Annotated in this window: 8 protein-coding genes; 2 read left to right on the forward strand and 6 right to left on the reverse strand. The window is 56.9% G+C overall.

Going from position 1 to position 13,434, the window contains the following annotated elements; all coding sequences use genetic code 11:
* Window positions 1-310 precede the first annotated feature (310 nt).
* Window positions 311-2,854, forward strand: a complete 2,544-nt coding sequence (gene uvrA / locus EFA69_RS13350; RefSeq protein ID WP_123133620.1) for an excinuclease ABC subunit UvrA — start codon at window positions 311-313, stop codon at window positions 2,852-2,854.
* Window positions 2,855-3,292: 438 nt separating this feature from the next.
* Here uvrA and EFA69_RS13355 read toward each other — a convergent pair whose 3' ends face one another.
* The gene (locus tag EFA69_RS13355) at window positions 3,293-4,183 is read right to left on the reverse strand and encodes a pirin family protein (RefSeq protein ID WP_123133621.1); all 891 of its coding nucleotides are present in this window, start codon (window positions 4,181-4,183) and stop codon (window positions 3,293-3,295) included.
* Window positions 4,184-4,521: 338 nt separating this feature from the next.
* On the opposite strand from EFA69_RS13355, the gene EFA69_RS13360 reads away from it, so the two are divergent.
* Entirely contained in the window at window positions 4,522-6,327 is a 1,806-nt protein-coding gene (locus tag EFA69_RS13360) for a mechanosensitive ion channel family protein (protein WP_123133622.1), read from the forward strand.
* A gap of 188 nt (window positions 6,328-6,515) precedes the next feature.
* Here EFA69_RS13360 and EFA69_RS13365 read toward each other — a convergent pair whose 3' ends face one another.
* The 5 genes from EFA69_RS13365 to EFA69_RS13385 all read right to left on the reverse strand — a co-directional run bounded on the left by EFA69_RS13365 (window position 6,516) and on the right by EFA69_RS13385 (window position 12,752).
* Complete coding sequence (locus EFA69_RS13365; RefSeq protein WP_123133623.1) at window positions 6,516-7,970, reverse strand: glycosyl hydrolase family 8; 1,455 nt, start codon at window positions 7,968-7,970, stop codon at window positions 6,516-6,518.
* Window positions 7,971-8,126: 156 nt separating this feature from the next.
* Window positions 8,127-9,200 carry a zinc-binding metallopeptidase family protein gene (locus tag EFA69_RS13370; protein WP_123133624.1) on the reverse strand — a complete coding sequence of 358 codons (1,074 nt, stop codon included), beginning with the start codon at window positions 9,198-9,200 and terminating at the stop codon, window positions 8,127-8,129.
* A gap of 88 nt (window positions 9,201-9,288) precedes the next feature.
* Entirely contained in the window at window positions 9,289-10,161 is an 873-nt protein-coding gene (locus EFA69_RS13375) for a transglutaminase domain-containing protein (RefSeq protein ID WP_123133625.1), read from the reverse strand.
* An 18-nt stretch (window positions 10,162-10,179) separates the two neighbouring features.
* The gene (locus EFA69_RS13380; RefSeq protein ID WP_123133626.1) at window positions 10,180-11,130 is read right to left on the reverse strand and encodes an alpha-E domain-containing protein; all 951 of its coding nucleotides are present in this window, start codon (window positions 11,128-11,130) and stop codon (window positions 10,180-10,182) included.
* A 140-nt stretch (window positions 11,131-11,270) separates the two neighbouring features.
* Entirely contained in the window at window positions 11,271-12,752 is a 1,482-nt protein-coding gene (locus EFA69_RS13385; RefSeq protein WP_245964579.1) for a circularly permuted type 2 ATP-grasp protein, read from the reverse strand.
* Between the last annotated feature and the right edge of the window lie 682 nt (window positions 12,753-13,434).

A 13,434-nucleotide genomic window follows, 5' to 3' on the forward strand; every position in this document is an offset into this window, starting at 1 on the left:
AAAACGTTGGCTCAAACAGACTTCGCTGGCTATTCATATTTACTAGCGTGAGCATGCCCTTACATTTCTTTCGCTGGCGCGAGCTTGTAGCTCGTGTCCAAACATGCCATGACTAACCATTGCCTGAAACTTGAAGAAAGGCACGAGCTGCAAGTGCGTGCCAGCGATGGGAAGAGGACCAGCAGGGAAATCCGTAGGTATTTCCGTTTTTGGCCTGTTTTCCGGAAATCAGGCCAAAAACGGAAATGGCCGTCTGCGTGAACTTCAACCGGGTTTCCCGTAAAAGGGGAAGTTTCTCTAATTTCGGCCCATGGCAAACCAAATTCCGCAGCAGAATAACCCAAACCAATTCCCCGGCTTCGTCACCGTTCGCGGGGCTCGCGAGCATAACCTGAAGAACGTAGACCTCACCATCCCGAGAGATGCGCTGGTGGTGTTCACGGGCGTGTCGGGGTCGGGGAAGTCGTCGCTGGCGTTCGGGACGCTGTACGCCGAGGCCCAGCGCCGCTACCTGGAGAGTGTGAGCCCTTACGCGCGGCGGCTGTTCCACCAGATGGCCGTGCCCGAGGTAGACGCCATTGAGGGCCTGCCCCCGGCCGTGGCCCTGCAGCAGCAACGCGGCACGCCCACCACCCGCTCCAGCGTGGGCAGCGTGACCACCCTCTCTAACCTGGTGCGCATGCTGTACAGCCGGGCCGGAGACTACCCGCCGGGCCAACCCATCATCTACGCCGAGGCGTTCTCGCCCAACACCCCCGAGGGCGCGTGCCCCACCTGCCACGGCCTGGGCCGCATCTACGACGTCACGGAGGAAAGCATGGTGCCAGACCCTTCGCTCACCATTAGGGAGCGGGCCATTGCCGCCTGGCCCACCGCCTGGGGCGGCCAAAACCAGCGCGACATCCTGGTCACCCTGGGCTATGACGTAGATACCCCCTGGAGCGAGCTGCCCCAGAAAGACCGCGACTGGATCCTGTTCACTCAGGAGCAACCCGTGGTGCCCGTGTACCCCGGCTATACCCCAGAGCAAACCCGCCGCGCCCTGCAGCGCAACGAGGAACCCAACTACATGGGCACCTTTACCAGCGCCCGGCGGCACGTGTTCCATACCTTCGCCAACACCAACAGCCCCCAGATGAAAAAGCGGGTGATGCAGTACATGCTCCACACAGACTGCCCCACCTGCCACGGCAAACGCCTGAACCCCGCTTCGCTCTCCGTCACCTTCGCGGGCTATGATATTACCGAGCTGTCGCGCCTGCCCCTGCAACGGGTGGCCGAGTTACTGAAACCATACGCGGCGGCCTCGGCCGAAGGCCATAATCAACAAGACGCGGAACACCCGGAACAACTCATCGTGAAGCAGCGCATCGCGCAGGATTTGACCGCCCGCATTCAGGTGCTGCTGGATCTGGGCCTCGGGTACCTGAGTTTGGAGCGAAGTACGCCTACCTTGTCGCCCGGCGAATTGCAGCGCCTGCGGCTGGCCACGCAGCTGTACTCGCATTTGTTTGGGGTGGTGTACGTGCTGGACGAACCCTCGGCGGGCCTGCACCCCTCAGATACCGTGGCCCTGCTCACCGCCCTGGCCAACCTGAAGAAAGCGGGCAACTCTTTGTTTGTGGTAGAGCATAACCTGGACGTGATCCGGCAAGCCGATTGGCTCGTGGACGTAGGCCCCGCCGCCGGCGAGAAAGGCGGCGAAATCCTCTACAGCGGTCCGCCCGAGGGGTTGCAAGAAGTACCTAACTCCCAAACCGCCGCTTATCTGTTCGGCACGGCCCCGGGGCAAACCCGCCCGCTGCGTACGCCCACTGGCTGGCTCAAACTCAGCGGCGTGACCCGCAACAACCTGCAGAACCTGAGTGCGGCCTTTCCGCTGGGCGTGTTCACCACCGTCACGGGCGTGTCAGGCTCGGGCAAGAGCAGCCTAGTGAGTCAAGTGCTGGTAGAACTGGTCGCCGAAGCCCTGGGCCAGTATCTCCAACCCGAGGAAGAAGAAACCGATGCGCTGGAAAGCCCCGCCCCGCAGACCATGGGCGGCCGAATCGTGAGCGGCATGGAGCACATCAAGCGGCTGGTGCGCGTGGACCAGAAAGCCATCGGCCGCACGCCCCGTTCCAACATGGCCACCTACACCGGCCTCTTTGACCACGTGCGCAAACTCTTCGCTGACACGCCGCTGGCCAAACAACGCCGCTATGACGCGGGCCGCTTCTCGTTCAACGTTGCCAAAGGTCGCTGTGAGAACTGCCAGGGCGAAGGCTTCGTGATGGTGGAACTGCTCTTCCTGCCCAGCGTGTACGCGCCCTGCCCCGTCTGCCACGGCGCCCGCTACAACGCCCAAACCCTGGAAGTAACCTACCGCGACCTCAACATCGCGCAGGTCCTGAACCTCACCGTAGATGCCGCCTGGGAGTTTTTTGATGAAGAACCCGCCATCCACCGCGCCCTCACCGTGCTGAGCGAAGTTGGCCTGGGCTATCTGCGCCTGGGGCAGCCCGCCACCGAACTCTCCGGCGGGGAAGCCCAGCGCATCAAACTAGCCACCGAACTCCAGCGTCTGTCAAGGGGCAACACGCTCTACATTTTGGATGAACCCACCACCGGCCTGCACCCAGCAGACGTGGAGAAACTCATGGCCCAGCTGGAAAAACTGGTAGACGCGGGCAACACGGTCATTGCCGTGGAGCACACCCTACGCGTGGCCGCCGCCAGTGACTGGGTCATGGACATTGGGCCCGGAGCCGGGGAGGAAGGCGGCCAGATTGTAGCGGCCGGTACCCCGGAGGAAGTGGCGAAGGTGGCCGGGAGTAAAACGGCTCCGTTCTTGGCGAAGGAACTGGCAGGGTAGTCCAGAAGTTAGTTTCCGTTTAGGGGCAGTTTTTGCCAAAACAGGTCAAAAACGGAAACGGCGGTTCAAGTTGCCAGAAGCTGGAGTTCCTGGCGCAGACACTCGCAGGTCCTCCGGACGCTACGAGGTCTTTGGGAGTCCTGAGTTCTGAGTCTTGAGTCCAGAGTTTAGCAAGTAAGCTGAGGTAAGCTGGCGCGAGACTAAAGTCTCGTGCCAAAGGATGATGCGAGTCTCCAGACTCGCCGGGAACCGTAAAAAGATCAGGAATGCGTAGAACCCACCCCAACCCTCCCAAGAGGGGAGTGCCGGGAATGCGTGCGGGTGTAGGCAATATTTCCCCTACATCCGCAATGCACGGTCCGGCAGGCGTAAACATCCCCTTCGCTCCGCTGCAAAACCTAATGTACTGTGTCTTACGTCTTGCTTCTTGTGTCTTAGTTACGCTTTCAACCCCAGCGGCTGGGGCGGGAGCGGCACGAAGTCGGTTTCACCGGGAACGGGCGGGAAGGTCTGGGCGGTCCAGCGGGCTTTGGCGTCTTCAATCTTTTCCCGGGTGCTGGCCACGAAGTTCCAGTAAATGAACCGCTCCTCGGGGAAAGGGGCACCGCCGAACAAATAGACCGTGGTGTTCTCCAACAGCTCAAACGAGCAGAGCGTGCTATCCTGGGTCACCAGTAGTTGCTTGGGTTCAAACACGTGGCCCTCGGTGGCAATGCCACCTTCCAGAATGTAGAGTCCGCTTTCGCCGTACAGGCCTGAGCCCAGATTCACGGTTTGGCGGTGGGTACTTTTGATTTCCAGGAAGTACAGCGGGCTGTACACCGGCACCGGCGAGGTATGCCCCAGCGCCTGCCCGGCAATGAGTTTAAACGAAAGGCCGTCTTCTTGCCAGGTGGGCAGGTCCTGCGCGGGCGTGTGCGAGAAAGCGGGTTCCATGTCTTCCAGGTGCAACGGTAGCGCTACCCAAATCTGGAGGCCGTGCAGCATCTTCTCAGAGGTACGCAGGTACGCTGGGGTGCGCTCAGAGTGCACAATGCCGCGGCCCGCCGTCATCCAGTTCACCGCGCCCGGCTGTATCTCCAGCTCGGTGCCCAGGCTGTCGCGGTGCATCATGCTGCCCTCCAGCAGGTAGGTGAGCGTAGAGAGCCCTATGTGCGGGTGCGGCCCCACGTCCAGGTTCTCATGGTCAGAGAGGCAGGCGGGGCCCATGTGGTCAATAAACGCAAAGGGCCCCACCATGCGCTTGCCCTTGAACGGCAACAGTCGGCCTACCAGAAAATTCCCGATGTTGCTGGGCCGCTCTTCTATGATGTGTTGGATGTTGGACATGAGTGGGAGGAGGTTGCTTACCGATGAAAGGTACAAAAAGATACCGAAAACAGAGGAGCCGCTACCATTTTCCGTTTAGGGGCTGTTTTTCCAAAAAGAGCCCCTAAACGCAACGCATGCCTTTGGGCTGTACCGCCACCGGCGGCTTTCTTCCTGGGTTTCCCGTCCCGTGCATGGGGCAAAACTATCCTCTCAAAGTAACTCCCTCGCCCGGGCAACGTTTTAGAAACGGTGGCTTGGGGGCAATTGCTGTCTAATTGTGAAGATCAGGGCAGGAAGAGAAGGGCAGCACGTTCCTCCCTTAAGCCGCTGCGCATACAAGGCCAAAAAAGCAATTCATGGAAGTACAAAAGTTTTTGCAAGTACCTGGGCCACGTCTGGTGGCACCCGTTTCATTTTCTTTTCTGTTGAAAGTAGTAGGGCTGTGGCTGTTTTGCCTGGGGCTTTGGGCAGTTCCGGCGCAGGCCCAGGAAGCGGCGGCAGACACGGTGGCCGTGGAAGCCACAGTGCCCAACTGGCCCGATGACTCGCTGGGCAGGCGCACGCCCCGCGGTACGGTGGAAGGGTTTATCCAGGCCATTTCTGAGCAGAACTACGCCAAAGCCGCCCTGTACCTGAACCTGGACAGCGCCCTGCAGCAGCCCCAGCGCGGCGAAAAGCTGGCGCACGCCCTGCAACGCCTCTTAGACCAGGGTGGTGAGATTCTGCCGTACGCCTTTATCAGTGACACTTCCTCCGGACGCTCCAATGACAACCTGGGCCCCAATCTGGACCGCGTAGGGTCGGCCACGGTGAACGGCGAAAATTTTGATCTGTTCCTGGAGATGATTGAAAGTCCGGAGGGCGGCCCCATCTGGCTCTTTTCCTCCCAAACGGTGCAGCGCATTCCGGTAGACATTGAGCAGGCCTCCAAACCCATCGCCGACCAGGTGATGCCCAGTGTGGTCGTGGAAAAGAAGTGGGGTGGGGTGCCAGTGGGGCATTGGCTTTCTTTGCTGCTCATTGCGGCTCTGGCCTACGCCGTGGCCTGGTGTATCATCATGGGGCTGAGGTATGTGCTGCGCAAGACCTGGAAAAAAGCCCGCGAAGAATCGGTGGCGGGGCTGATACAGGCCTTTTCGCTGCCCATTCAGTTATACCTGGCCCTGCGGCTGGCCATTTGGGCAAGTCAGACGGCGGGGATCTCCATAATTGTGCGGCAGAAGTTCAGCGCTCTCACCATTATTGCCACGGTGGTTTTGTTCCTGTTGCTGATCTGGCGCCTCATAGATGTGTTTGGGCTGTACCTGCAGCGGCGCATGATTGCCCGGCGGCACCAGGCGGGGCTCTCGGCGGTGTTGTTCCTGCGCCGCGGCGCGAAACTGGCGGTGGTAGTCTTCGGGGTGATTGCGGTACTGGGCACCCTGGGTTTTGACGTGACCACCGGTATTGCCGCGCTGGGGGTGGGTGGTTTGGCCCTGGCGCTGGGGGCGCAGAAAACCGTGGAGAACTTTGTGGGCAGCGTCACCCTCATCGCCGACCAACCCATTAGGGTAGGCGATTTCTGTAAGGTAGGCGACACCGTGGGCACCGTGGAAACCATTGGCATGCGCTCTACCCGCATCAGGACCAATGACCGGACCATTGTCACCATTCCCAACGGCGATTTCTCCTCGCAACGTATTGAGAACTACGCCCACCGCGACCGCATCTGGTTCCACCCCACGTTTGGCGTGCGCTGTGACACCAGCCCAGAGCAGATCAGGTACCTTTTGGTGGAGTTGCGGGCTATCTTGTACGCCCATCCTAAAATTGATCCAACCTCGGCCAGGGTACGCTTTGTGGGCATTGGTGCCTCGTCCTTCAACCTGGAAGTGTTTTCATATGTGCTCACCAGCGATTTTGACGAGTTTCTGGAGATACAGGAAGACCTGTTGCTGCGCATGATGGATGTGATCAACGCCAGCGGCACCAGCTTTGCGTTCCCGTCGCAGACCCTGTATCTGGGCCGCGATACGGGGCTGGAGCAGGAGAAAACCCAATCTGCCGAAGAACAGGTGAAGAAGTGGCGCGAAAACGAAGAACTCCAACTGCCGCGGTTCAGTCCGGAACGCATTGCCAGCCTGCGCAACACCATTCCCTACAAATCTAAAGACGAGAAGTAGCCTAAAGGCTAACCAGGGAAGAAGTAGGCAAGGCCGCTGTTTAGCGCCTGTTTTTGAAAAAAGAGCCCCTAAACGTACCCCTGTCTCTGCTACGGTTTTGGTCACTTTTACTTCTCTCGTAAACAGGAATCGCCTCCCGCTGATGTGCGGGAGGCGATTCCTGTTTTATAACTTGAGACTATAGAAGGCTACTGGGCCAGCGGGTTGTAGAATTTTCCGGTTAACGTGAACAGGTACAGAACCCGGGTATTGATGTTGAACCAGTAGGTGTCTTTCAGCTTGGCCATCTCCGTCCCGAACTGGTTGACGGTAGTCTGGCTGTTGCTCATGGCCGCCACGGCAAAACCGCCAATAAAGGCGCTGTTGCCGCCGTAGGTTCCTCTTGGCGTACCGTTCAGCTCATACCCGTCTTTGATATTGGCGGGGCCTATCTGACTGGCCCAGTTGGAGACTTTCTTGGCCCAGGCTTCGGCTTTGGCGTTGCCGTTCCAGAGGTAGTCCAGGGTGAGCCGCCACGGGGCGCGGCAGGCATCATAGCCAAAATAACCGGCCCGGCCACCAGGGCCCGGAGCACCGGCAGCGGTTTGCCAGTCGGGTACCAGACCGGTGGTAGGGTGGGCGCTGGCTTCCAGCAGGGTATAGGTGTCATCAGCTAATTGATTCCAGATGTTGTCTCCCGTCACGGTGGCAAACACCCGGAAGAAAGCCGGCGTGTGGTACATAAGATCCAGCATGTTGCAGCCACCCCAGGCCACGTTGTTGTAGCCAGGCCCCAGCACGTAAATGCTCTTGCCGTTGGAGTTACACGGCACCACCACCTTTTCTTTCACTACTTTCAGGATCTCTTTGGCGGCTGTGAGGTAAGATTCTCCCCAATGTTTGCTGGCCACAATCAGGGCGAAGGCTACGTCTATATCGCCATCGGTGGCGCTGCCTTTGTCCAGATACCCGTTGCAGGTCACGGACCAGGCCATCATGTTGCCCGCCTCCGGGGTGCGTTTGCTGTTATAGAACCTATGGATGCCGTCAAAGGTGGCTTTGTCCTGGGCGTAGGCGGCCAGCAGCATCCCAAAACCCACGGCCTCTACTTTGGTTTCCTGAGGGTTTTCTGAAATTAACCGTAGGCCATCATTACAGGCCACCACCTGAGTTGTTTTCCAGCGGTTGTACTCGCTCATGGCCAACTCTGGGGTAAGGGTGGTGGGCATAAAACCGTGGGCATACGACGTGGTGGAAGTGGGCACGGTAACAACCAAATCCTGCTTCACGGGCTGTCCTTTGGTGTAGTTGATAGGAGCAGAGCCCAGCACGGTGTTGTCTGTACCCGTTAAGACGGTCACGTGCAACGTGCCGGAAGCCGGAAGGCTGGGTACGTTTTTGAGGTTGAAAGAAACCATACCGCTTGCGTTGGAGGTTCCTTTGGCCAGCGCGAGCGTGGGATTGCGGCCATTGGCTTCAGTAGAAGGAGCCCGGAAAAGATAGGCGGTCGCGTTGGCTACCGGCGCGTTGGAGGCGCTTTTTAGGGTAATGTCTACCGGGGTGTCAGGGTCTGTGGCTGCTTCCTCCTCTTCCCCACTGCTACAGCTGACCAAGCTCCAGGAAAGGAGCAGACAGCAGATTCTAAACACCAATGACTTCTTCATGGTTACACAATTTATAGATTGATTTTAGGTATGACTTAGGAGGAATTGAAAACTAATGCAAACGTTGTCATAAATATATCAATTTTTTATCTAAACGTCTCTTCCTGAGAAGATAGGATGAAAATAAAAGCCGCTGAACCCTAACTCGGACTTTATTTACGCTGGCTTCTTTCTGTTTCTGGAGACCAGCCGGTGAATGTAGTGCAGTTTCTGTACCACGGGTTTGGAGAACGTTTCGGGGAGCAGGTCGGGGAGGCCCAGGGAGCGGTTCACTTCGTTTACCTTCAGGCTGAGGTCGGCGTAGCGTTGCAGCATGGTGTCCAGTTGGTTGGCTATCAGGTCTTCCTGGGGCAGTTCCAGCAGATCGGCGTTGTCGGCGGTGTCCAGCACGGCAATCATGTCCAGGTATGTACCCCAGGTTTCGGCGAAGTCTTCCCAGGGGTGCATGGTGGCGTAGGCGCTGATGTAGCTGTTGGCCCAGTAGGCTTTGGGGCCGTTCTGGTAATATTGGCTCATGGCGTCGCTGTACGAGGGGTTCTCATGGTCCCCGAAGATGGCTTTGAAGGCTTCCTCGTCTTTGTTCTGCACCAGCAGCTGCCAGTAGTAGTGCCCAATCTCATGCCTGAAGTGCCCGATAAGCGTGCGGTGGGTCTCGTTCATTTCCACGCGCAGCTTTTCGCGCTCCACAGAATCGGCTTCGCGTACGTTGATCGTGATTTTTCCATCGGCGTGGCCGGTGTAAACTTTCTCCTCATTGCCTATTTTAAGCCAGCCCAGAGTGGTGGGCTGTACGTCTTCCTTGAAATCAAAGGAGAGGGGCAACTCAAAGTTCTCTCTCTTAGAACCGTAAGGAAGGCCAATGGAGTCCAATAAATACAGCAGGCGCCTTTTGGCTACTTCCAGCTTGTACCACTTGGTCATGTTATGGTCTACGCTCAGGTCTGGGATGGTCTCAGTGAGTTGGCAGTAGCGGCAGAGGCTTTGGGCCTGCTGAGTCTGCCCCTTATTCGCTACCACCCGGTTGCAGACGTTGAAAGCGGAATAGTTGTAGCACTTCACCACCGCCGACCGGCACTCTGGGTTGGTGCACACGTAACCGCCGTGGCCGTCTGGTTCAATGGCGTGCATGCCTTCGCAGACCTCGCACCAGGCTACTTCTCTGTTACAGCACACGCAGAGCGAGTTCTCAAAAAATAATTTATTGCCGCAAATGCAGTGAAAGGTTTTCATAAGCTGGAGAATAGCGGGTGGCTGATCTGTTTAGATGCTTTGCTGGTTGTACGTAAGAACGGCTTGGGTAAAGGGGGCGCTTGCGCTTTTATTGCTGGGCCGCTCCAACCATGGGCGTGGGGTGGATGGTGACCCCGTACGCTGTTTTATGGCCGCCCGTGGTTTTGAGCACCCCCCGGAGCGGACTGCAGTCGCCGTAATCAGCGCCGTGGGCGGCTTTGATGAAGTTGAGGTCGGCGAGCAGGTTATTGGTGGGGTCAAAGCCCTGCCAGCCCAGACCCGGCACAAAGGCCTCGGCCCAGGCGTGCATTACGGCGGTGCCCGTTAGGTTCAGACCCTGGTTCAGGTACCCAGAGGCGTAGCGGCAGGGAATCTTGTTGAGCCGGGCAATGCCAATGAACAGGTGGGTGTAATCCTGGCAAACGCCGCGGCCCAATTGAATCACTTCGCTCACGGTGGTGTGCACGTGGGTGGGCTCGGGGTCAAATTCCAGCATCTGGTGAATGAACCGGTTCAACTGCACCAGATAGTCATAGACGGGCTGCTTTTCTTCCCGGAACAAAAGGCGGCGGCGCAGGCCATCTTCAATGTGCGTATAGTGCCCGGTGCCCAGGTACAGGTGGTGGTCAATGAAGAAGTCATACGCGCACAGGGCTCTTTGCTCCTCGGCCACCGTGAGCGGTGTGCCAGTGGGGAGGAAAGGACGCGTTTTCTCCACCAGCGCCGTCATCTCAAACCGGAACTCCCGGAAAGGCTGGGCCGTGTACAGGCTGGTCACGTCAAACCCGAACGGGTTCTGGTGGTGGAACTCCTGGGCGGGCAAGGTATGCTGAAACTCCACGCTGAGCACCCGCTGGGTATCATCCTGGCAAGGCGTGATCTGGAACGAGAAAAACGCCTCCTTCACCGGGTCTTCATACGTGTTGTGAGTGTAGTACTTTACTTCGTATTCTGTTTTCATAGCTGAAGGGCAGCGCCATCAGTTGTACTTCAGGTATTTGGCATCCAGTAAATGGGCCAGTGCATAAATGCTCTCCAGGGTGGTGTTCAGGAACTCCACGGGGTTTTCCTCTATGTCCTTTACCGTGGTGTACTGAAAATTGCAGGCCAGCTTACCGGCTTCAAAGTGGATGAACCCCTGCTTTTTCTCTTCCTGGAAAGAAATCTCATTGATGCACTGCTTCACGGTGTTAAGGCTAAACGCCACAGATTTAGGGAAAGCGGTGTCAAAGAGCAGGAAGTTGAGCACATGGTGTTTGTCTGGGGCCGTTTTCTGGCAGCGCATGTACATGTCAAAGGATTCTACGCTGAGCAGGGTAGAAGTCCAGATGAAGTTCTCATAGGCGGCGTAGTCTGGGCCAGACAACATCTTCTCCCTGTCTTTGAACTTGGTCTGCAAGATCAGGATGATCTGGATGGCTCTTTCCAGGTGCATGCCCAGATAAATAAGCTGCCACACATCATTGCGCAGGAGGGTGTTGTCTATGTAGCCCTTCATGACATAGCTGTTCTCCTCAATTCTTCTGGCAAAGTACTCAATCTCCTCGGCATGCAGCCCCGCGGCGGCGTAGGCGTTTATCTTGTGGTAAAAGGAATTGATGGCTTCCCAAAGCTCAATGGAGATGCTGTCGCGGGCGCCGCGGGCGTTCTCACGCACCCGGTCTATGTAACTCAGAATGGAGAAGGAGTTGTCTTCAGAAATGGCGGTGTAGTTGATGACCGCGTTGGCCTCTAACTGCTGTTGGGTCTGGAAGTAGCCCTCCCAGTTGGCGGTCATGTGTAAGATAGATTCCAGCACGTTTTCCTGGTTGTGCGCCAGCGGAGAGTCTACAGATGCCACATACTGTACTCTGGTGTAGCGGGCAATGTGTTCAGACCTTTCCAGGTAGCGCCCCATCCAGAATAAGCTGTTTCCGATTCTTGATAGCATGTTGATCTTGGTTGAGAGTAAAAGGCCGCGGTGCTTTACCGGTGGCGCAGACGCTCCGCCTGCGCCACCGGTAACTGTTCTGTTCGCGTACCTGCGTTTAGGGTGTCTTTTTCTGAAATTAGGTGAAAACTGAAAACGTGTTACACCGCGCTGTCATCCCTGATTACCCAGGTGTCTTTGGAGCCTCCGCCCTGCGAAGAGTTCACAATGAGGCTGCCTTTCTTGAGCGCTACCCTGGAGAGACCGCCCTTGAGCACAAACTGCCGGTCTTTGCCCAACAGCGTGAACGTGCGTAAGTCTACGTGCCGGGGTTCAAACCGGTCTTCGCCCTCAATGTAGGTGGCGTGCATAGACAGGTTCATGATGGGCTGCGCAATGTACTTGCGGCGGTTCTGGGTAATGAGCTGCTTGAACTCGGCCAGCTGCTCCTTGGTGGCCTTGCTCCCGATGAGGATGCCGTACCCGCCGCTTTCGTCTACGGGTTTCACCACCAGGTTCTGCATGTTCTCCAGCACATATTTAAAGTCATCGTCTTTCTCGCAGCGGTAGGTCTGCACGTTGTTCAGGATAGGCTCCTCGCCCAGGTAGTATTTGATGATGTCCGGAACGTAGGTGTACACGGCTTTGTCATCGGCGAAGCCGGTGCCCGGGGCGTTCACCAGGCTCACGTTGCCTTCGCGGTACGCGCCCATAAGGCCCGGCACGCCCAGCACCGAGTCTGGGTTGAAGGCCATGGGGTCCAGGAAGGCATCATCTATGCGGCGGTACACCACGTCTACCTTCTTGGGGCCGTTAATGGTCTTCATGTACACGAAGTTCTTCTCCACGTACAGGTCGCGGCCTTCCACCAATGACACGCCCATGGTGAGCGCCAGATACGCGTGCTCAAAGTATGCCGAGTTGTACACGCCCGGGGTAAGCACCACGCAATTGGGCGCGTCTACGCCCTGCGGCGCCACTGACTGCATGGTGGCCAGCAGTTCCTGCGGATATTCCTGCACCGTGCTCACTTTGAATTTGCGGAAAGTTTCCAGCAGCGCCCGTTTCATGGCCACGCGGTTGGTGAGCACATAACTGATGCCGGAGGGGCACCGGATGTTGTCTTCCAGCACGTAGTACTTGCCATCGCTGTGTTTGATGAGGTCTGTGCCGGAGATGTGGTTGTAGATGCCGGCCACGGGTTTAATGTCCAGCATGGCCTTGAGGTAATTCTTGGAGGAGAAGATAAGGTCGGCGGGCACCACCTTGTCGCGCAGGATGTGCTTGTGGGTGTAAATGTCCTGGATGAACAGGTTGAGGGCCACGCACCGCTGAATAATCCCTTTCTCCAGTTGGGCCCACTCGTCGGCCTGAATGATGCGCGGGAACAGGTCAAAAGGAAAAATGCGCTCCACCCCCTTGGCTTTGTCTGTGTACACCGAGAAGGTGATGCCCTGGTTGAAGAAGGAGGTTTTGGCGTGTTCATTGAGTTGCCGGTAGTCGTCTTTGGAGTACTTCAGAAACTGGCTGTACAGCGCCTCATACTCTGGGTTTACTTTGCCAGCCTGGCAGAATACTTCATCTAAAAACTGCGGCGGTGTCTGGTAATTCCCAAACACACCACTTGTCATTGCTTGGCGCATTGCCCCGTCCATATAGTATCCGTTAAAGTTATTCTTCTAAAAAGATGATCTTTCAATAGTGCAAAGCGGGTAGAAGATTGAAAAACAGCTGGTTTGGTCCTGTTTTGAGAAATATCCTGCTGTTTTAGCCTCTTCCCGTATTCTGCCCTAGCTCCACCGGTTCACCTTTTGGTCGCTCTTCAGGTGAAGAGACCATGTGTGGTAGTGACAGTGGGTTGGGGAGCTATTCCTTTCTGCGCATGCTTGCTTCCAAAAGTGCAACTACGGTGAATGGATGGGTAATTGTTGTAGCCCAAAGCCGGAATGGGCGGCCTAAAGCTTTATTTCCGTATTTTCTGATGCAGAACAAGTATTTACCGCAGCGTCTATATGGCCGGAAAGACGTAAAAATGCCGCCCCAGGGATGAGTGCCAGGGGCGCGTGCTCTGTGAGGCCGTCCATGAACCTGCCCTTGCCCTTGAGCAGAAGTCGTATAGATTTATTTGCCAGGTGCAGGCCTCCTTTTGGCAAGTTGGGGCTGCTGCTGCTTGCATCTGCGGTGGCAGGGTAGATGATGAATATTCTTTGCGTTTAGGGGCTCTTTTTCTAAAAACAGCCCCTAAACGCAAAGATTGCTTTGGCTGCCTTTCTTAAACGCCTGAGCAGGCGAGCCCATGAAAACGAAGAAGCGCCAGGGAATGTA

The organism is Rufibacter immobilis (assembly GCF_003721565.1).
Lineage (GTDB): Bacteria > Bacteroidota > Bacteroidia > Cytophagales > Hymenobacteraceae > Nibribacter > Nibribacter immobilis.

What these genes read in the sequence shown, in the direction of transcription:
- uvrA (WP_123133620.1), top strand. Translation starts at nt 311, where the DNA reads ATGGCAAACCAAATTCCGCAGCAGAATAACCCAAACCAATTCCCCGGC.
- EFA69_RS13355 (WP_123133621.1), bottom strand. Translation starts at nt 4,183, where the DNA reads ATGTCCAACATCCAACACATCATAGAAGAGCGGCCCAGCAACATCGGG.
- EFA69_RS13360 (WP_123133622.1), top strand. Translation starts at nt 4,522, where the DNA reads ATGGAAGTACAAAAGTTTTTGCAAGTACCTGGGCCACGTCTGGTGGCA.
- EFA69_RS13365 (WP_123133623.1), bottom strand. Translation starts at nt 7,970, where the DNA reads ATGAAGAAGTCATTGGTGTTTAGAATCTGCTGTCTGCTCCTTTCCTGG.
- EFA69_RS13370 (WP_123133624.1), bottom strand. Translation starts at nt 9,200, where the DNA reads ATGAAAACCTTTCACTGCATTTGCGGCAATAAATTATTTTTTGAGAAC.
- EFA69_RS13375 (WP_123133625.1), bottom strand. Translation starts at nt 10,161, where the DNA reads ATGAAAACAGAATACGAAGTAAAGTACTACACTCACAACACGTATGAA.
- EFA69_RS13380 (WP_123133626.1), bottom strand. Translation starts at nt 11,130, where the DNA reads ATGCTATCAAGAATCGGAAACAGCTTATTCTGGATGGGGCGCTACCTG.
- EFA69_RS13385 (WP_245964579.1), bottom strand. Translation starts at nt 12,752, where the DNA reads ATGCGCCAAGCAATGACAAGTGGTGTGTTTGGGAATTACCAGACACCG.